This window comes from Thomasclavelia sp., assembly GCF_047249845.1.
Lineage (GTDB): Bacteria > Bacillota_I > Bacilli_A > Erysipelotrichales > Coprobacillaceae > Thomasclavelia.
On record NZ_JBKTWO010000028.1, the window covers coordinates 1 to 21,704 of the forward strand.

The 21,704-nt window shown below is 29.3% G+C and carries 17 protein-coding genes and 1 pseudogene; 2 read left to right on the forward strand and 16 right to left on the reverse strand.

The window, feature by feature from the left end:
* Both ACLR9T_RS08390 and ACLR9T_RS08395 read right to left on the reverse strand, forming a co-directional pair.
* The coding region (locus tag ACLR9T_RS08390) for a glycoside hydrolase family 95-like protein (RefSeq protein ID WP_413109120.1) at window positions 1-2,039 on the reverse strand (2,039 nt) is incomplete at its 3' end.
* A gap of 54 nt (window positions 2,040-2,093) precedes the next feature.
* Window positions 2,094-4,304: pseudogene (locus ACLR9T_RS08395) on the reverse strand (glycosyl hydrolase family 95 catalytic domain-containing protein); the annotation flags it as partial.
* A gap of 461 nt (window positions 4,305-4,765) precedes the next feature.
* Between ACLR9T_RS08395 and rbr the strand changes: the two are divergent.
* Window positions 4,766-5,437: a rubrerythrin gene (gene rbr / locus ACLR9T_RS08400; RefSeq protein WP_413109093.1), complete on the forward strand. Its 672-nt coding sequence runs from the start codon at window positions 4,766-4,768 to the stop codon at window positions 5,435-5,437.
* 13 nt (window positions 5,438-5,450) lie between these two features.
* On the opposite strand, the gene ACLR9T_RS08405 is transcribed toward rbr, so the two are convergent.
* From ACLR9T_RS08405 to ACLR9T_RS08425, 5 genes are all read right to left on the reverse strand, one after another.
* Window positions 5,451-7,580, reverse strand: coding sequence for a histidine kinase dimerization/phospho-acceptor domain-containing protein (locus tag ACLR9T_RS08405; RefSeq protein ID WP_413109094.1), 2,130 nt, complete (start codon window positions 7,578-7,580; stop codon window positions 5,451-5,453).
* Between the two features lie 8 nt (window positions 7,581-7,588).
* Complete coding sequence (locus ACLR9T_RS08410; RefSeq protein ID WP_413109095.1) at window positions 7,589-8,296, reverse strand: response regulator transcription factor; 708 nt, start codon at window positions 8,294-8,296, stop codon at window positions 7,589-7,591.
* A gap of 250 nt (window positions 8,297-8,546) precedes the next feature.
* A complete protein-coding gene (locus ACLR9T_RS08415; RefSeq protein WP_413109096.1) occupies window positions 8,547-9,905 on the reverse strand; it encodes a MalY/PatB family protein in 1,359 nt (452 codons plus the stop codon).
* A 12-nt stretch (window positions 9,906-9,917) separates the two neighbouring features.
* Window positions 9,918-10,799: a DUF3737 family protein gene (locus ACLR9T_RS08420; RefSeq protein WP_413109097.1), complete on the reverse strand. Its 882-nt coding sequence runs from the start codon at window positions 10,797-10,799 to the stop codon at window positions 9,918-9,920.
* A 522-nt stretch (window positions 10,800-11,321) separates the two neighbouring features.
* The gene (locus tag ACLR9T_RS08425) at window positions 11,322-11,552 is read right to left on the reverse strand and encodes a hypothetical protein (protein WP_413109098.1); all 231 of its coding nucleotides are present in this window, start codon (window positions 11,550-11,552) and stop codon (window positions 11,322-11,324) included.
* 125 nt (window positions 11,553-11,677) lie between these two features.
* Between ACLR9T_RS08425 and ACLR9T_RS08430 the strand changes: the two genes are divergently transcribed.
* Window positions 11,678-12,562, forward strand: coding sequence for a LysR family transcriptional regulator (locus tag ACLR9T_RS08430; protein ID WP_413109099.1), 885 nt, complete (start codon window positions 11,678-11,680; stop codon window positions 12,560-12,562).
* A gap of 87 nt (window positions 12,563-12,649) precedes the next feature.
* Here ACLR9T_RS08430 and ACLR9T_RS08435 read toward each other — a convergent pair whose 3' ends face one another.
* The 9 genes from ACLR9T_RS08435 to ACLR9T_RS08475 all read right to left on the reverse strand — a co-directional run bounded on the left by ACLR9T_RS08435 (window position 12,650) and on the right by ACLR9T_RS08475 (window position 21,635).
* Entirely contained in the window at window positions 12,650-13,453 is an 804-nt protein-coding gene (locus ACLR9T_RS08435) for a hypothetical protein (protein ID WP_413109100.1), read from the reverse strand.
* A gap of 25 nt (window positions 13,454-13,478) precedes the next feature.
* On the reverse strand, window positions 13,479-14,663 hold the full coding sequence (gene wecB, locus ACLR9T_RS08440) for a non-hydrolyzing UDP-N-acetylglucosamine 2-epimerase (RefSeq protein ID WP_413109121.1): 1,185 nt from the start codon (window positions 14,661-14,663) through the stop codon (window positions 13,479-13,481).
* Window positions 14,664-14,991: 328 nt separating this feature from the next.
* Window positions 14,992-15,324, reverse strand: a complete 333-nt coding sequence (locus ACLR9T_RS08445; RefSeq protein WP_413109101.1) for a hypothetical protein — start codon at window positions 15,322-15,324, stop codon at window positions 14,992-14,994.
* A gap of 111 nt (window positions 15,325-15,435) precedes the next feature.
* On the reverse strand, window positions 15,436-16,629 hold the full coding sequence (locus ACLR9T_RS08450; protein WP_413109102.1) for an NAD-dependent epimerase/dehydratase family protein: 1,194 nt from the start codon (window positions 16,627-16,629) through the stop codon (window positions 15,436-15,438).
* Window position 16,630: 1 nt separating this feature from the next.
* Window positions 16,631-17,674 (reverse strand): polysaccharide biosynthesis protein, encoded by a 1,044-nt coding sequence (locus ACLR9T_RS08455; protein WP_413109103.1) that lies wholly within the window; start codon window positions 17,672-17,674, stop codon window positions 16,631-16,633.
* A 12-nt stretch (window positions 17,675-17,686) separates the two neighbouring features.
* Window positions 17,687-18,853, reverse strand: a complete 1,167-nt coding sequence (locus ACLR9T_RS08460) for a nucleotide sugar dehydrogenase (protein ID WP_413109104.1) — start codon at window positions 18,851-18,853, stop codon at window positions 17,687-17,689.
* A gap of 2 nt (window positions 18,854-18,855) precedes the next feature.
* Window positions 18,856-19,896, reverse strand: a complete 1,041-nt coding sequence (locus tag ACLR9T_RS08465; protein WP_413109105.1) for a polysaccharide biosynthesis protein — start codon at window positions 19,894-19,896, stop codon at window positions 18,856-18,858.
* The gene (locus ACLR9T_RS08470; protein WP_413109106.1) at window positions 19,893-21,080 is read right to left on the reverse strand and encodes a hypothetical protein; all 1,188 of its coding nucleotides are present in this window, start codon (window positions 21,078-21,080) and stop codon (window positions 19,893-19,895) included. Before ACLR9T_RS08470 ends, ACLR9T_RS08465 begins: the two co-directional genes overlap by 4 nt.
* Window positions 21,081-21,083: 3 nt before the next feature.
* Window positions 21,084-21,635: a CatB-related O-acetyltransferase gene (locus tag ACLR9T_RS08475; RefSeq protein WP_413109107.1), complete on the reverse strand. Its 552-nt coding sequence runs from the start codon at window positions 21,633-21,635 to the stop codon at window positions 21,084-21,086.
* Between the last annotated feature and the right edge of the window lie 69 nt (window positions 21,636-21,704).

The following is a 21,704-nucleotide window of genomic DNA, read 5'->3' on the forward strand; positions in this document are numbered from 1 at the left end:
TCAAGAGCATCAATTGCATCATTAAGATTCTTAATTGCCTGATCAACTTCTTGTTTCGATGCATCAGTATCATGATAAACTTCTTTAGCAGCATCTAAAACATTATTTAAATTTATTACTCCAGATTCTTTATATCCACTTAAGTCTTTACCATCCCAAGCTACAATTAAATTATTTAATTGTACTTTATATTCAGCTTTATTGATTAATGCCTCACGTTTAACTTTTAATAATTGTACAAGATTATTAATTTCATCTTGACTTTCAGCTACTTCATATTTATCTTTAGCTTGATCAAAAGCTGCTTGATATGCATTAGCTGTTTCATTGAAGTATTTAGATAAATCAGTTTCTTTAAATTTATTCATCTCGTCTATTAAGACTGTATAATCAAATCCGTCATCTTTATTACCTTTTGTTACTTGATAATAGTCAAAAGACACTTTTGGCTTAGCACCTGAAGGTGCATCAGCTGGACAGTCTTTTACTATTACAGTAACTGAATGTTTACTATTTTCTAAATCTAAATCTTCAAAAACTTTAGATTTTGGCTCACTGCCAGAAACTGTTGTAAATGTTGAAAACAATCCTTTTGAAACCCCATCAATTTGAACCTCAATATTAGCACCAGCATATCCTCCGGCTGCTTCAAGTTTCATAAAATATAACCCTAATCCAGATCCTTCAAATTCAAAAGTAAAACTTGCATCTTTTGTTGTTGATTCTGTTACAGTCCCATTTTCATGTTTTGACTCATTCCAAGGACTCCAATTATTACTATAAGTGATTGAACTGTCTCGATCATCAAATTTAACTGTAGTAACATCTTTAACAACATTAATTGTTTTTTGTGCCGTTAATGTCGAATCAGCTTTATCTGTTGCACAAACAACTACACTTCCAAGATGATTTACTGTTAATAGTCCTTCATCATCAATACTGGCAATATTTGAAGGTAACCCTAGATTATTTTTTACACTCCAGGTAACACCTGCACCACTTGCACCAGCTGGTAAATATTTAGCCTGCATTTGCATTGTATTAGTTTCATTTAAATTGATGGTATCACTAGTTGAAGTTATATTAAGACCCGTAACTTCAACATCTCTTATAATTTCAAATGCATCTAATGATATCTTTGCTTGTTTGACAACTAGTTCTACTTTATGAATTCCATTCTTTAATCCAGTTGTTTCAGACAAAATTTGTTGTCGTTTTGTTGATGAACTATTAGTATCCACATCACTTTCTACCTTTTTATCATCGATATATAAATCGTAAGTATGCGTATCATTAGCTTTCATTCCAATTATTTTTAAACCAGTACCTGAAAAATAGAATTTCAACGTATCACCATTAGTATATGTGTATTTTTCTGTTCCTAAATATTGTCCTCCATCAGACCAGTCACCCCAACTACCTGTATAACTAATCAATGAATCCCGATCATCCATTTTTTCAATATTCCCGATATCAATTGGTGTTAAAGTAGATGTCATCTCTCCTTCACCATCTTTAGTAACCGCAGCTACTTTATATTTTGCATCCGCTTTATAAATATCTGTATATGTATTTGTATTAACAGTGGCAATTTTTTCATATGCATCACTTTCATCACTACGATATATATTATAAGAACTTACACCAGTTATTGCATCAAACGTAACTAATGTTGATTTTCCATTACTATAAACCTGAGCATTTTGTGGTGCTTTGATAGGTTTTTCAGGAATATCTTCAATCGTATATGTTTTATCTTTTTCGGTTGCAAAAGTAATCTTATTATTAGCATCTTTTGTAAATGCTATTTGATTACCCTCTTCATCTAATATAGTTGCTTTAGAAATATTTGGGTATTGAATCGTACAATCCTGCCCACCTTTAGATAAAATAACTGCATTAGTTAAATTATTACTTTGCCAATCCATTGTAATCTCAAAATTACCACGAGCTAATAAACCACTAACATGTCCAGTTGACCAAACATCAGGTAAAGCTGGCAACATATTGATATAACCCATATTACTTTGCATCAACATTTCAGCAACACCTGCTGTATAACCAAAGTTACCATCGATTTGAAATGGTGCATGAGCATCCCAAAGGTTTGGATAAGCACCTTTATTAAAGAAAGCTTTAATAATGTCATAAGCATGGTTACCATCACCAACACGAGCCCAAGAATTTAATCTTTGACCCATTCCCCAACCTGTAGCATCATCTCCACGATCAGTTAATGATTTAATAGCTGCATTTAAATATTCTTCATTATCAAAGCTAATTAAATCTCCAGGGAATAGTCCTAATAAATGTGACATATGACGATGTTTACGATCACTTCCTGGAACACTTCCAAGTGTTGTTTCAGAATACCATTCTTTAATTTGACCATCATCTCCTATTTCAATTGGATCTAATTTACTTTGTAAATCTTTCCATTGAACAACTAAATCAGCATCTACGCCTAAAGCCTCAGCCGCTTCACTAACGTCTTTAAATAATTGCCATACTAATGACTGTTCATAAGTATTACCAGCTGTATATGGACCATGTTCTGGTGAATATGCCGGTACTGTAACCATTCTACCAGTTTCAGGATCTTCTTTTAAAATTTGCTGATATAATTTTGCTTCTTCTTTAAGCATTGGATAAATTTTTTCTTTTAAATAAGTTATATCTCCAGTATATTCATAATATTCATAACAATTTTGTCAAATCCATGGTACTGCTGCTGGTGACCAGCCCCAACTAAATGCCCAACCTGGACATGTCCATCCAAATGGTGTGTTTTGTGTATGAGCTGTAAATCCATTTTCAGGATTATTTTCATCACTAACTACTCCAAAATATGTCCCCGCTGTTACACGTCCTGGTTCACGAAGAGAATCAACATAATCAATTAACGGCGTAGCACATTCCTGCATATTTGTAACATAAGTTGGCCAGTAATTCATCTGTAAGTTTACATTCATATGATAATCACTAGCCCAAGGAACACGGTTTTCATCCCCGACTCGATTATTCCACACACCTTGTAAATTTGCAGGTAAATCTCCATCTCTTGATGAAGCAATTTGTAGATAACGACCATATTGAAATAAAACTGTCTCTAATGCACGACGATCAGCTTCAGAACTATTACCATTTTTATAAGCTTCTAATAACGCATCAGTAGGCATTTCTGGTACATCTTGCCCTAAATTTAGTTCTACCCGATCAAAAATTTCTTGATAATCTTTTAGTGCGTTTTCTTTAACGCTTGCATAACCAGCACTACATGCATCATCTATACTTTTTGCAACTCGAGTATTTAATTGTTCTCCGGTTTCATTTGTACGATAACTTGGATATACATTTTTATAATCTGTAGAAGCGCTAACAAATATATGTACTTCACTAGCATCTTTAACAGTTAATGAATCTCCTTTAGCTTCAACGCTTCCATCTACTGGATATACCTTTAACTGTCCATTTAATTTTAACTGATTATCATTCATTTGACCTTCAATTGTTATTTTATCATTAGTAACAGTTGTAGTTACCGTCTTTTGTAATGCAGCTGAAGTTGCATTATCAATTGGAAATGATACATCAAAATTCATTTTATCATTACCCTTAGCTGTTACTTTCATCGCAATAACATCATCAGGATAACTAGCTAAATATTCACGATGATAATCAGTTCCATTTAATGAAAAATCAACATTAGCTATAGATGTATTTAAATCTAATTCCCGCCGATAATTCTCTACATTCCCATTTAATTTAAAGTCCAAATAAATATCGCCAAAAGACTGATATGCACCATAGCCATCTTTTGCACCTATAATCTTTCCGCACATATCTTTAGCATCTTGACCACTTAAAAAAGCCTCTTGAACACTTTTTACATAGTCAGCCATTGATTGATTCCCAACAGTATCAATGTTACCACCATTATAATTTGGACGTGAATCACTAGGACCACCATTCCATAATGTTTTATGATTAAAAGTTAAATGTTCTTTACTAACTTCACCATAAACATTTGCTCCCATATAAGAATTACCTATTGGAAGACTAAGCTGCTGCCAGCGATTATCTTCTTCAGTTGTTCCAAAACCACCTTCACGCCCTGGAATTAATGTTCCTTGACTAACTGGCTCATCAAAATAAATCTTTAAAGCATCTTTTACTGTCTTAGAACTAGATAATTCATTAGAACTATTTTCCGCTTGCAGATTCCCCATCGGCAAACAAACTAAAGTTAAAGCGCTAGCCAGAAGTATTTTTGATAATCTGCCAAACTTCTTTTTGTTTTTCATTCTCCTTTTCCCCTTTCTCTAAACAATATATAAGACCATCTTCCCGCATCCAAAAGATAGCGTTTACATACTTATCAATATTTAATCACATATCCTTTTATAAAACAAACGATATAGAAAAATGAGTAATTTTTTGAAACCATTCAATAATAAAATACACCTTTTGATTATTCATAAATATATATTTTCATTTAAACATCAAAAATATTTGACAAAATATTAGATCGTACTAAAATTGAAACTAGAGTGATCTAGTTTATAAAAAAAGTTATCTATAAACATTAAATAATCAAAATCTATTATTATTTTCTGTTCTATAAAAAATAAAATCAACATATTTATTAAACAGTAAAATAAACTGACTTATATCAATGTTTATAAAATAATAGAAAGGCGGTGAATTCACACTAACTAATCACTACAATCATAATTTAAATAATATAAAAATTCAGGAGGATAAAATGGCTACTATTGTAAAATATAAATGCAAGATTTGTGGATATGTCCATGAAGGAGAATTACCTGAAAACTTTGTCTGCCCAATTTGTAAACAACCAGCAGCAATGTTTGAAAAGATTGAAGAGATTCCTGTAAATAATAATCCATATGCAGGAACAAAAACAGAAAAGAATTTAGCCGAAGCATTTGCTGGTGAATCACAAGCCCGTAATAAATATACTTATTTTGCTGCTATTGCAAAAAATGAAGGTTTTGACCAATTAGAAGAAATATTTTTAAAAACAGCAAGAAATGAACAAGAACATGCTAGAATATGGTTTCAGGAACTTGGTCACTTAGGCACTACAGCAGCTAACTTATTAGCTGCTGCTGAAGGTGAAAACTATGAATGGACTGATATGTATGACCGTTTCGCAAGAGATGCTCAAGAAGAAGGATTTCTAGAATTAGCTGAAAAATTTAGAAAAGTAGCAGCTATTGAAAAAAGTCATGAAGAAAGATACCGTAAATTACTTAAAAATGTAGAAATGCTACAAGTATTTGAAAAAGGTGAAGAAACTATGTGGGAATGTCGTATATGTGGTCATCTTGTAATGGGGAAAAAAGCTCCTGAAATATGCCCAGTATGTGGTATGTCACAATCTTATTTTGAAGTAAGAAAAGAAAATTACTAACTAAAAAACCCGATTACTCCATCGGGTTTTTTTTATTTTTATTAAAATATATTATCGCTTTAAATAAATCACCATCAATATCAATCTTAAAACACCCACCTTGAACCTCAGTAAAACTTTTAGCAATTGCTAAACCTAGTCCACTACCAGTTTCGTGACGTGACTTATCACCACGTACAAATCTTTCAACAATCTCATCAGAAGTAAAATTCATTTGAGTTTCAGAAATATTTTTAAACTCAATAATCACTTGATTAGAATAATCTTTAACCTCTATATAAACACGGCTATTAACCATAGCGTATTTAGCAATATTAGTAAAAAGATTTTCAAAGATACGATAAGTTTTATCTCCATCTAATGCAAGTTGAATATCATTTTGGTCATATTTTTTAATAACTGTTAGATTTTTTGATTTTAATGTTTCTTCACTTTCTGCAAATGTTTGCTCTAACAAAGCAATAATATTAAGATTCATTAAATTTAACTGAATATTTCCACTATTTACTTTACTTACTTCAAATAAATCTTCTATTAATGTCGTTAATCTGTTTGCATACTGATTTAGACTACTTAAATACTCCTGTCTTGTTTCATTAGTAAGTGTATCATCCTGTAATAAAACTATATAATTTTTAATACATGTTAGAGGTGTCTTTAAATCATGGGAAACATTACCAATTAACTCATTTTTCATATTCTGAGATTTGATTTCTTCATCAACCGCTTTTTCAAATCCAGTCTTAATATTATTAAACTCAATTTTAAGACTATTAAAAACCCCTAAATCACTTTTTATCTCAGCATCAAAATTCCCTTTTCCAAGTTCCTGCGTTGCTGTTAATAACTGTTGATAATCTTTCTGGATTTTAATAACCTTATCTTTGATCCAAAAGAATGCTCCAAATGTATAAATAACAACAAAAACATACCCAACACTCCAAAATGAAACCATAACAAAGACAATAATCGAATTTATTAAGACATATTTCATAATCGTTTTATTTATTGGTGATGAAAGATCTATTTCTGCAACCATATCTAATTTAGATTTCAAATATTTAAAAAATGTCCCCACTAGTGTATCCTCTTTAAGATAACGCCAAAAGCCATGTGTACCTATATACTTTAGTTGAAATAATCCCATCGTGATTATTAAAAGAGTTAAAAACCAAGTTATAAAATTCAAAAACATCACAAATATCTCAGTATAACTAAAATTAAAACTATTAATATATTCAATCAAATATCCATTTAGAGTATATCCTGTTAAAATTAGACAGCCCATTATCCCAAATGTTATTAGTAAAGAAAGAATTGTAATATTAATCTCAGCTTTCCACTTCTTTATTGAAGCAAATGGATTAACTTCTTCAACAACTTTAATTGGATAACAAATAATAAATAAAGCTAATATACATGTACAAACTAATAAAGAAATAACTGAAAAACCTGTATAACTCTCCCATGAATTAATGTATTGCGAAATATAGCCATAAGAAACAATCTTTTCAGGTATTATATAAGTTATCTCAACATTTTTAGGCTGATTAATTTTTATTTTATCTAATGATATATAATTGTCACCAATATTAATCATTGTAGATGTCTCATTATATTCGATATTCATACTATAATATGATTTTAAAAGTTCTTCTGCATTAAAATGTGAAAATGATTCGTTTTGAATATCTCCTTCTTTTTGCCAAACACCATTTTTATCATAAGTCATAAAACTATAAAAATTATATTTCGTTTTATCATCTTGATCATTGATTTTATCTAAATTATTTGAAACTATTTGATTAGTATTAGTATTTTTAACTGAGTAAACAAAATTATGATCATTTTTAAAATTGTATTTTGTATAATCAATAATATTAGATATTTTATCATTGATCTGTTGCTTAATATTTTCTGGAACATCTTCACTAAAAGATAAAATCTCATAATCTGGATCTATTTCCTTTGCCATTGCTAAAGTAAATAACTGAAAATCTTCATCAAAAAAAACTGCTAATTCCTGATTTTTTCTTAAACTAGTATTATCCTTTACATTATCATATATAGATAATATTATTACTGACATGATTAAAAGAAGCGCTGTTAAAAATAGACTAAATACTCTCTTTGCTTTATTCATAATCTCACCTATACTTTTTCAATCTTATATCCAATTCCCCAAACAACTTTCAAATATTCAGGTTTTTTAGGATTGATTTCAATTTTTTCTCTTAATTTTCTAACATGAACCATAATTGTTTCTGTATTTATAGCATCTTCTTTCCAAACTGCCTGATATATTTCTTCAGCTGAATATACTCTTCCTGGATAGCTCATTAATAGTTCAAGAATTTGAAATTCTTTTGCAGTTAAACGAACTGTTTTATTATTAACACTAACTTCTTTTGTATATTTATCAAGCTCAAGTCCACCAACTATAATCTTATGCTTGTCACTGTCAGATACACTCATATTTTTTAATTGAATAATTTGATCATATCTTCTAATATTTGTATTTACACGAGCAATTAATTCCATTGGTTCAAACGGCTTTGTAACATAATCATCCGCTCCCAAATTTAATCCTGTTATTTTATCAATATCTTCAGATTTAGCACTCAAGAAAATAATTGGAAAATCATATGTTTGGCGTAATTTCATCGTCATTGTGATACCATCCATCACGGGCATCATAATATCTACAATTGCAAGATGAATCTCATTATTATTAATCACCTCTAATCCCTCTTGACCATTATTTGCAGTAAATACTTTATAACCTTGATTTTTTAAAAAAACACTTACAGTATCTCTTATCCCCTTTTCATCTTCAACTATTAATATTGTATGTTCCATAATCAGCATCCTTTCTATAAACATCATTTTATTATAATTTTAAAGCATTTTCATTATGTATGATAAAAATTAACTGAAGTCATTTAAATTTCTTAAAAAAATCTAAACTTTTCTTTTCATAAACTAATCTTCCAATTTAAAAAGAGATCATAAAGTATTATGATCTCCAAATCAACTTGATTATTAATATTTAATCTTTCAATTCTTAATTAAAAAAACACTATTATTTTATGAATTTTTACTTTCAATACTAAATTTGTATCAATATATCTAAAATATCTAATTCTTCATTTGTTAAATTAAATCCTTGATCATTATGACCTTCTCCTCTTTGATAAATATATTGCTTTATAATTTCTTCTGTTGTTTTATGATATAAACCTTCCAGGTTTATAATATCTTCAAATTGATGCATTTTCTTTATAAATTTTTGATTCATCTTTATCTTACGCCTTTGATAGATTAAAATTCCTTCTTTAAAACGTTGTAATCCATCATCCAAACGTGTTTGGGAACAGGCAATATTCATTCGAATAAAACCTCTACCATTTTCACCATATTCACTACCATCAGATAAATATAATCCTGTTGATGCTCTAATCACTTTAACTAAATCAGCACTATTACAACTCACTTTTGAACAATCGATCCATAACAAATATGTCGCTTCACTATTAATTACATGAATCATTGGTAAATTTTCATTTATAAAAGTAACTGCTCTTTTCTTATTATTTTCAAGATATTCTCTTAATTCATCAAGCCAATAGCCGCCTTTATTAAATGCGCTAATCGTTGCTTGAATAGCAAAACTATTAGGCTCTGCCACTTCATCAGTATTGATTCCTCGATTTACTTTATGACGTAATAAAGGATCCGCTACTATAATACAAGCACTCTGTAAACCTGCTAAATTAAAAGCTTTGCTTGGAGAAATACAAGTAATACTAATCATTAGATTAGTAGTAGAGACACTTGCAAATGGAATATACTCTTTTTGAGGTGCAGTAATATCACAATGAATTTCATCACTTAAAACAATTACATGATATTTAGCACATAAATTACCTATTTGTCTTAAAGTCTCTCGATCCCATATTTTACCAATAGGATTATGAGGATTACATAAAATCATTAATGTTGTTTGCGGTAATGCTAGTTTTTGTTCCAAATCTTCAAAATCAATATAATACTTTGCTCCATCATAAACTAAATCACTAGATAAAATATGACGTCCATTATTTGAAATTGAATTATAAAAAATATTATAGACTGGTGATTGAATCAAAATATTTTCACCTATATTAGTCACTTTTCGAATAATCGAAGAAATTGCCGGTACTACTCCAGTACAAAACATCAACCATTCCTTTTTTATTTTGTAATTATGTCGCAGATACCACCAGTTTTGAATACTTTCAAAATATTCATCAGGCACAATATCATAACCAAATATGCCATGGTCAACTCTTTGATGTAAAGCTTCAATAATTTCCGGTGCTGTTTCAAAATCCATGTCAGCTACCCACATTGGTAATTCATGAGCTTTAATATTCCATTTCAATGAACTACTATTTTTCCGATTTGTCATCTTTGAAAAATCATACATTTTTTATCTCTCCTAACTACAAACACAATTCATCTGATTATTATTAATAACTTGAGAATTATTAGTAATGATTTTAGTTTTTGATGGATCTATCTTTGTTTTATCCATAATCAACTCACCAATACTTAAAGCACTTATTTTTCCAGATAAAGGATTCATGATGCTATCTATATGGCTAATAATATTAACATCAACAGTTGAATTTTCAAATGCTAAAGTTGTATTAATCATTTTACAATTAGCCATTTTTAAATTCTCTATATAACACAATCCTTGTAAACTCTCAATTATACAATTTATAAATGTTATATTTTTTGAATTCCATGCTAGATACTCTCCTATTACTATAGAATCATAAACTACAACATCTTCACAATTCCAAAAAGCATCTTTTGATATTAACTTTGAATTATGAATCTCTATATTTTTACAACCGTCAAAACAATAATTTCCGGTTAAGTTTAAATTATTAATTATAATATCTTTACTATTCATGGCAAAATAATCACCGTGAGCCTGAACTTGTTCTAATTTAATATCATGACAATTCCAAAATGTTTCATAAGCAAATGGCATATTTACATTTTCTAAACTAATATTACTAGCTTGTCTAAATGTTTTTGGTGCTTCGATGATACTATCTTTGATTACAAGATGATGACTATACCAGATTCCTGAACGTGCTGTTTCTAATAAAGTTGAATTTTCAACTTTAATATTTTGACAGTACCATAATGGATATTTCCATTTAAAAATAGTTTGATCAATTTCAATATTACTACTTTCTTTTAATGGCGATTCCCCATCAAAAAAAACTGAATCTCTAATCTTAATTCCATCACTTTTAAAAAGAGCTCTTTCTTCACTTAGATACTTCTGTTCAATTATTTCCATAATTTCCTCCTATCATTTATAACTGTAAATCTTAAAATTAACTTTAATGTAAGAACTTTTTATTTACTAATTACTATCTTATATTCTTTGCAATTAAAAATAACTGTTCTAAAATTTCTTAATAATTCTTCACACTATATTGATTAATCTCAAATCCTTTAATAACAGCTTTTAAATCTGATTTATCAAAACATCTCTCCAACCTTCAGGACTATTTTTTGCTCCATCAATTGAATCGAAGACATCATCAGCATAAAAAGTTAATAGATACATATCTCTAAATTGATAATTCTAAACAAAAAATGAATCAGTTCAATCTAATAATATTTTCATTTATCCATTCATTTTGTAAAAATAAATTCGTGCAGCAAATATTAAAACATTTATATCCTTAATTTCTTGAACTATATAATTCACACCTTCTTTTATTAGGTAAATTTGTTTTTTCAATTCTTTTAATAAAACTGTTAGCTAAAAAATCTGAACTTCCCCTAAACAAAGACTCGTTTTAATTACTAAGACTTATTTGTTTTCATTCTTTAATATATAAATTAAATAATCTAAACAATCTATCCTTTTTTGAGCTTCATGTAACCTCTCTAACAAAGTACATCTTTGACATTTAAGAAACAATATTTGTCTTTGTAAATCCTTATTTTTATAAAATTTCATAAACTCATCAATTTGTTCATTGTTGAATCCAGCATCTTCTAAATTACTAATAACATTACATGCTGTTAACTGATTATTCATTATCTTTCCTCCTTGTATTTATTTTAGGTTAATGTTATTCAAATATCAAATACCTATATTAAATACGTTGATATACTTGATAAGCATAACTGTATTTATTATAATTACTTTAAGGAGGTCATTATATGGAATTTAGAGTTTTACAATATTTTTTAGCCATTGCAAGGGAAGAAACAATTTCTGGTGCTGCAAGTCAATTACATATTACTCAACCAACACTCTCACGTCAGATGAAGGAATTAGAAGATGAATTAGGTAAACAATTATTTATTAGGGGAAATCGAAAGATTACATTAACTGAAGACGGTATGTTATTACGACAGCGTGGAGAGGAAATAATTAGTTTAGTTGAAAAAACCAAACAAGAAATAATGTTATCTGACACTACTATCAGTGGGGATATTTATATTGGAAGTGGTGAAACTGAAGGAATGAGACTGATTGCCAGAGTAATTCAGAAATGTCAAAAAGAGTATCCTAAAATTAAATTTCATTTATATAGTGGGAATGCTCAAGATGTTGCTGATCGTATCGAAAAAGGTTTATTAGATTTTGGTATTTTAATTGAACCAGCAGATATTTCAAAATATGATTTTATCAAACTGCCTACTAAAGATGTTTGGGGAGTTTTAATGCGTAAAGATAGTCCTTTAGCATCACTAGATAAAATAACTGCTAATGATATCAAGCCTTTACCAATAATATGTTCTAGTCAAGAAATGGTTAAAAATGAATTAACAGGTCAGCTTGGTATTGATTTTGATAAACTAAATATTGTTGCTACTTATAATCTTATTTATAATGCTTCCCTATTAGTAGAAGAAAGAAACGCTTATGCTTTAGGATTAGAACGACTTATTAATACTACTGGTAATAGTTTATTATGCTTTAAACCATTAGAACCTCGACTAGAAGTTGGATTAACTTTTGTTTGGAAAAAATATAACATATTTTCGCATGCATCAGAATATTTTTTAAAAATGTTAAGATGTGAACTTGAAAAATACTAAGTATAAATTTATATATAATACGCCAAAACAGGACATCATCTCAACGAGATAATGCCCTGTTTTGATCATATTTAATTATATAATTCTTTATATTTCGTTTTTAGAAATCAAATATTTACTTTCTAATATTTGATTATCTTTTATTCCTAAAGTAATATTGTTATTAAAATCAAACTTATCATATTTGTATGCATATAAGTGTTGTAATGCTTTAACAACTATATGATATTTTTTTTCATCATTATTAAGTTCTTCATAATTTTCAAACTCAATTATCTCAATTGGAACCAAATACTCAAACTTATAAAATTTACTATTTTCAATAAACTCATCTACTAGATCATCTTCAACAAAAGGGTAAAGGCAACTTAAAAACTCTGGTCCACTTTGAGCTATTTCGTAATCACTATTATTTTCTAATTCATCATTAAATGCATAACCTTTAATACTAAAGTTATTATGATTATATCCAAATCTATATTTTAAATGATTATATGAATAATTATCAAACTTATTTAAGTCAATTTCTTGCCCATCTTTAAATATTTTAATATATCGATCATATTTAAACGTTAAGCCATATCCCATTAAAAACCTTGATAAACTAGTATCTTTAATAAGCATATCCACCAAATCATAACCATTATCATCTATATTATCCAATCTTCTTGCTAAATGAAAAAAAAGAACTTTATCAATATCCTTTGATAAATGCTCTTTTATATATTCCATAAAATAATCATATTGATTATCTAAGATAAATACGGGACAATCTTTTTGATATTTGTTGTAACACGATTCAAATAAGATATCTATATCCTTATCATTTATATTTAGCACATTACAAATCGAAGCTCTCATTTCTTGATATGATTCAGTATTAACATGCATAAATTCACCTCCTAATTATCTATATTTAATATTTTCTCCATACCATCTTATTTACTATCTCAGTATATGACTGAATGATCTTAACAACCTTATCAGACACATTTTTATCCATATAGTCTGGTACTGGTATACCTAAATTCTTATTTTTATTCATTTCTACTGCTACTTCTACTGCCTGTAACAATGAATTTCCAGCAATCCCTGCTAAGATAAAGCATCCTTTATCCAGTGCTTCTGGTCTTTCTGTACTTGTTCTAATGCATATTGCTGGAAATGGCTTCCCTACTGATGTAAAGAAACTGCTTTCTTCTGGCAGTGTTCCACTGTCGCTTACTACTGCATAGGCATTCATCTGTAAGTTATTGTAGTCATGAAATCCTAACGGTTCATGCATTACTACCCGTCTATCTAATTTAAATCCGCTGCTCTTTAATCTGTTTCTGCTTCGCGGATGACATGAATATAATATTGGCATATCATATTTTTCAGCCATTTTATTAACAGCATTAAATAATGATAAGAAGTTTTTTTCTGTATCAATATTTTCTTCGCGGTGAGCACTCAATAATATATATCCTTTTGCTTTTAAATCTAATTTATTTAAAATATCAGAATTTTTAATTCCTTCGATATTATTATTTAATACTTCAGCCATTGGTGATCCTGTTACATATACCCTTTCTTTTGACAAACCGCATTCATGTAAATATTTTCTAGCATGCTCACTATAAGCTAAATTGACATCAGAAATGATATCAACGATTCTACGATTCGTTTCTTCTGGCAAACACTCATCTTTGCATCTGTTTCCTGCTTCCATATGAAAGATCGGTATATGCAGTCTTTTTGCACTGATAGCACTTAAACAGCTGTTAGTATCACCTAGAACCAATAAAGCATCGGGGTTGATTTGATTCATTAATTTATATGAACAGTTGATAATATTTCCTACTGTAGCCCCTAAATCATCGCCTACTGCATTCATATATACTTCAGGATCATCTAATTTTAAATCATGAAAAAAAATCCCGTTTAAATTATAATCATAATTTTGACCAGTATGTGCTAAGATACAATCAAAGTACTTTCTGCATTTATTGATTACCGCACTTAATCTGATTATCTCTGGTCTTGTTCCTACAATAATAAGCAGCTTTAGTTTTCCATTCTCCTGCCATTTTATATTTGAATAATCTGTTGTTATTTCCATTTTTACTCCTCCACATAATAAAAATGAGTTATTAAAACTCATTTTATTAGATATCATTGATTTATTTTTAATAATCGGTAAAAGATCATATTCATTTCCAATAACAGTTATATCAAACACTTCAACTGTCAAATTCAGCCAGCCATACTGTTTAGACAAGCTTTTAACATCATTTATAGCATCTGCCATTGAAATAAAGTTATTTGAAACATATCCTGAATACTGACGATGAGAAAAATTTCTAGCTTCAAAATATTTTCTAATAGCTCTCCAGGCATTCTTATAGCTTTTTGAAGGATAATATTTCTCTAGAAGATTATCATTTAAATCAAAATTTATTGCTTTTCTGCTTTTTTTGGCTGTCATGATTAACACAAATCCGATAATATGACTCTAAAGCATCTTCCCTATCTTCTTTCGTATCGCCTTCATATCTAAAATACCATTTGTCTACTATCTTTAAAAACCATGATGATTCTGGTAAATCCCATTGAGCTTTTACCATTGTCTGAAAGTCATCTTTACTCCCCTGATATACTCCTTTAGATAATTTTTTAACTCCTCTTTTTTTAAAAAAACGATCTACTTTTTCATAACATTCATCAATATCAATATTATTTTCTTCAGCTTTTTGTTCATCTAAAAACATTTCCATCATCATCTTTATCACTTCCCATCAAATATATAACACCCAAATTGGACTGCTATTTCAATATGATACGATCAATATTGTCCTTCAGTATTATATACTTATTAAATTGTAATAGTACTTTTAAACTTCTTCAAAATATGTATCTGGATGTTCTGGATCAAATTTTTCATTGGCCCACATAATAGTTACTAAATCATCAGTTTCTGATAGATTAATAATATTATGTGTATATCCCGGTAACATATGAACTGCTTCGATCTTATTACCTGATACTTCAAATTCTATTATTTCATCAGTACTAATCTTTCTTTCCTGAATAAGTCCATGACCGCGTACAACAATAAAAAATTCCCACTTACTATGATGCCAATGCTGCCCTTTAGTGACACCTGGTTTGCTGATATTGACAGAAATCTGTCCACACTTTTCTGTTTTCAATAATTCCGTAAAACTTCCACGTTCATCAACGTTCATTTTTAATGGAAATATTGTTTTTTCTTTTGGCAAATATGACAGATATGTGCTATACAATTTTTTAGCAAATGAACCTTCAGGTATCTCAGGTATTACCAGCGTATTTGGTTGTTCTTTAAAACTATCCAATAACTTTACTATCTGACCTAAAGTTGCTTTATATGTAACTGGTACATAACAGTATTTACCATTAGTATTTTCAATAGCTTCAATACCATCAAATACACAGTGATGTTCCTTACCTTCCAAAATATTTAACATTTCATTGATTAAATCATCAATATATAATAATTCGATTTCAATACTAGCATCATTTACTTGAATCGGCAGATCATGAGCATAGTTATAGCAGAAAGTTGCCACTGCACTGTTATAGTTAGGTCTACACCACTTCCCAAACAGATTAGGAAAACGATATACATATACATTTACACCATTATTTTTACCATAATCAAAGAACAACTCTTCACCAGCTAGTTTACTTTTACCATATTCACTGTCTGCATATCGACCTAATAAAGTAGCCTGTATTGATGACGATAACATAACTCCACACTTATTATGATATTTTTTTAAAGTATCCAACAACATATTAGCAAAACCAAAATTTCCTTCCATGAACTCACTTTGATCCTTTGGACGATTAACTCCAGCTAAATTAAATACAAAATCACAATCCTTACAATATACATCTAATTTATCTTCATCTTCAAGATCATATTCATAGATTTCATCTATCACTATTGATTTAGTTCGATTTTTACCATCTTTGATGTTTTTTAAAGATGACACAAGATTTTGTCCTACAAAACCTTTAGCACCAGTAATTAAGATTTTCATATTAATTATTCTCCCAATCAGCTAATTCTTTTCTTACTAGTCCTACTTCTAGTAATTTATTCTTTACCGCTTCTACATCCATAAGCTCTGTATTATTTGAATTAAACTGAGTTAAAATATTTTTTTCAATTCCTTCAAAGAAATACTTATCATAATTTAAATCACGTTTATCTGCTGGAACACGGTAAAAATTACCCAAATCAATTGCATTAGCACATTCTTCATCTGTTAATAATGTTTCATACATCTTTTCACCATGTCTAATTCCTATTACCTTTATTTCATTATCTACTTTAAATAATTCTTTTACTGCTTTTGCAAGTGTTTCAATCGTACAGGCTGGTGCTTTCTGCACAAAGATATCACCTGACTCTCCATTTTCAAAAGCAAATAATACTAAATCCACTGCCTCCTCCAATGTCATTACAAATCTTGTCATAGTAGGTTCAGTAACTGTTAAATCATTTCCTTCCTTTATTTGGTTTATAAAAAGAGGTACTACACTACCTCTTGATGCTAATACATTTCCATATCTTGTACACATGATACTTGTTTTTAATGGATCAACTGTCCTGCTTTTTGCAACAATTACCTTTTCCATCATTGCCTTGCTTGTACCCATTGCATTTACTGGATAAGCTGCCTTATCAGTCGACAAACATACTACTCTTTTAACACCACATTCTATTGCAGCAGTTAAAACATTTTCTGTTCCTAAAATATTTGTCTTAACTGCTTCAATTGGAAAGAATTCACAAGATGGTACCTGCTTTAAAGCAGCAGCGTGGTATACATAGTCAACACCATACATAGCATTTCTAATACTATTAATATCTCTGACATCACCAATATAAAACTTTAGCTTATAAAAAACATCAGGATATTTAGCCTGATAAACATGTCTCATATTATCTTGTTTTAATTCATCTCTAGAAAAGACTCTGATTTCTTTAATATCAGTTTCTAGAAATCTGTTTAATACTGCATTACCGAAGGACCCAGTTCCCCCAGTAATCAGTAATATTTTATCTTTAAATTGACCCATCCTAGTTCCTCCTTAATCTCTCTTATATAGATCTCTTGTATAGATTTTATCTTCTACATCATTTAATTCATCGCTCATTCTGTTTACTACAATTACATCACTTACTGTTTTAAATTCATCTAAATCCTTTATCACTTTACTGTTATAAAAATTATCTTCTTTTAATGTTGGCTCATATATTATTACTTCTATTCCCTTTGCTTTGATCCGTTTCATTATTCCCTGAATCGATGATGCCCTAAAGTTATCACTGTCTGTCTTCATTGTTAGTCGATATATTCCTACTACCTTAGGTCCTTTATCGATTATCATATGCGCTATATGATCTTTTCTAGTTCTGTTACTTTCAACAATTGCACTGATTAGATTTTCTGGCACATCTTTATAATTAGCTTTTAACTGTTTAGTATCTTTTGGTAAACAGTATCCGCCATATCCGAATGATGGATTATTATAATGACTACCGATTCTTGGATCTAATCCTATTCCTTCAATTATCTGTTTAGTATTTAATCCTTTCATTTCTGCATATGTATCCAATTCATTGAAATATGACACTCTTAAAGCCAGATATGTATTGGCAAACAGTTTAATTGCTTCTGCTTCAGTACTGTCAGTAAACAATACTGGGATATCTTCTTTAATAGCACCTTCTTTTAATAATCCTGCAAATTCTTTAGCTTTTTTGCTTTGTTCACCAACTACTATTCTAGAAGGGTAAAGATTATCATACAAAGCTTTCCCTTCTCTTAAAAATTCTGGTGAAAACATTAAATTATCGATACCATATTTTTCTTTCATTGATTTTGTAAATCCTACAGGGATAGTTGATTTGATCACCATGACTGCATTTGGATTGATTTTCAATACTGATTCTATAGTTTCTTCTACAGATGAGGTATCGAAATAATTTTTTTTGGAATCATAATTAGTAGGAGTACTAATGATTACAAATTTGGCGTTATTAAAAGCAACTTCTTTATCAAGAGTTGCTTTTAGATCTAAGTCTTTAGTTTTTAAATATTCTTCAATTTCTTTATCTTTAATAGGAGAGATACGATTATTAATCATATCTACTTTTTCCTTAACAACATCTAAAGCAACAACTTCATGATGCTGTGATAATAATGTTGCGATACTCAATCCAACATACCCTGTTCCTGCTACTGCTATTTTCATTTTTATTTCCCCCAGTCTGCTAATTCTTCTCTTACTAACTTTACTTCTAATAATTTATTCTTTACCGCTTCTACGTCCATTAATTCTGTATTGTGTGAATTGAACTGCTGTAATTTTGTCTTAGGTAGTCCTTCAAAGAAATATTTATCATAGTTTAGATCTCTTTTATCTGCCGGTACCCGATAAAAATTGCCCATATCTATGGCATTGGCACATTCTTCATCCGTCAGTAATGTCTCATACATCTTCTCTCCATGTCTGATCCCGATTACTTTGATTTCATTATCTGCTTTGAATAATTCCTTCACTGCTTTTGCTAGTACTTCGATCGTACAGGCTGGTGCTTTTTGCACAAAGATATCGCCACTTTGTCCATTTTCAAATGCAAATAACACTAAATCTACTGCTTCTTCCAACGTCATTACAAATCTTGTCATACTTGGTTCCGTTACTGTCAAATCATTTCCCTTTTTTATCTGGTTAATAAAAAGAGGTACTACACTACCTCTTGATGCTAATACATTTCCATATCTTGTACACATGATACTTGTTTTCTTAGGATCTACTGTCCTGCTTTTAGCTACGATTACTTTTTCCATCATCGCCTTGCTTGTTCCCATAGCATTTACAGGATAGGCTGCTTTATCGGTACTTAAACAAACGACTCTTTTAACATTGCATTCTATTGCTGCAGTTAAGACATTTTCTGTTCCCAGAACATTAGTTTTAACTGCTTCGATAGGAAAGAATTCACAGCTTGGTACCTGTTTTAAAGCAGCAGCATGATAGACATAATCAACGCCATACATAGCATTTTTGATAGAATTTATATCTCTGACATCCCCGATATAAAACTTAAGCTTATGAAAAACATCAGGATATTTCGCCTGATATTCATGTCTCATATTATCCTGTTTTAATTCATCTCTAGAAAAGACTCTGATTTCTTTGATATCAGTTTCTAGAAATCTGTTTAATACTGCATTACCGAAGGAACCAGTTTCTCCAGTAATTAATAATGTTTTATCTTTAAATTGACTCATTTTCTTTTTCCCCCATTATTAATTACTAAAAAACGTTTTAAAATATTATTTATTCTCAATTTATAATTTTCTATTAACTCATTTAACCCACAACATAAAAGTTGTTTAGGCGGAATTGCTTTTACATCATATCTTACAATAGAAAATAAGGATTGTTTATTATATTTATCTTTTTTTGATAAGTTATAAATATATATACCTTCACCTGTTGATGGACTAAAACAATTTTTTTCATGTGGCCTATATTTAAGTTCAATTTTTTTTACAATTTGATATGGTAAATTCTTTGTAGATATTAAATATTCATATCCACTATAGTCGCTTCTTGAGCCATACAAATCTATTAATTTACTTCCTTCTATTTCACAAAAAATTTCTTTATCTATATCCATTCTTTCAAAAAAGGCATCATATTTTATACCTTCATCCAAATTAGGAAAACGATACAAAATATTGCCCTCTTGTAATGGAACTTGAAAATCATTATTACTTAAATTACAATGTTCCCCAACATCAGAATGATTAGTAGTTAATGATACATATGGATATACATAGAACATATTTTTTTCAATTGTATACTTTATATAATATTTTAACCATGACTGTGCATTCCAATTAACAATATATGCAGGTGTCTTACTATCAACCATTATTTCCGGATTATTTATATACCAATTTTTAAAACCGTCCCACATTGCTTTTGTCCAACATTGTCCCCAAGATTGAGCATATTGCATAAAAAAAGTGTCAAATCCATTATTTGATGGTTCAAAAGGTCTTAACATTTTTGGATGTGTTAAATGTTTATATAGTGAAATACCTGCTATTTTTTTGTTGTCACTATATCTATATACAGCTTGTTTAGCATAATTATAAAAATATCTAGAAACAGTTATATCATCTTCTAAAACAATAACTGCATCATAATCAGAAGTCAAATCACCACATTTAATTATATGATTTCTTAATCCTAGATTAGTATCAAATGCTCTTATTATTTTTTCACCATATGGCCAATTTATATTCTTAGAAATTGTAACTATTTCATTCTGTTTTTCTCCTTTATCAATGCTCACTATTAAATCAACTTTATCTCCCAAATAATCAGCTTCTAATAAAGATGTAAGTAGCCTTTTCATTGCTAGGGGTCTACTATATCCTACTGCAATCACTCCAAATTTCATATGCTATAATTTCCTCCTATTAAAATTATTAATAAAATCATTGATATTCGAAAAGCTGTTAATATTCTTTTTAATCCACTCTTCAGATTGATTCCACCATTTTATTTTTAATAAGATCTCAATTTGCTCTTTTGAAAATCTTTTCTTTAAAACTTTAGCCGGTACTCCTCCAACTATACTATAGGAATCTACATCTTTTGTTACTAAAGCTCCTGCTGCTATAATCGCACCATCATTTATTGTAACACCTTCTAAAATAGTAGCACCATATCCTATCCAGACATCATTTCCAATTATTACGCTATATTTATTCTCAGTATCAGCATAATGATGCTCTTGAAAAATATTTTCTTCTACATATGGTTTAACTGTTATTTGATTTCTAGAAAAGAATGCTGGATGTGTAGATACATATGTATTTATAGGATGCGTACCTGTTACTATTGTAACGTTGTTTGAAATGCTGCAATATCTTCCTATTTTTGCATTTATTGTTGAATATTTCCCAATATAACTTGCATATCCTAAATAGCCCGAAAAAAAAGTATTATCCATTATTTTATTTTTACCTTCAAAATTTGAATTAATAGCTATATTAACATTTTTTCCTATACTTAAAGTTCT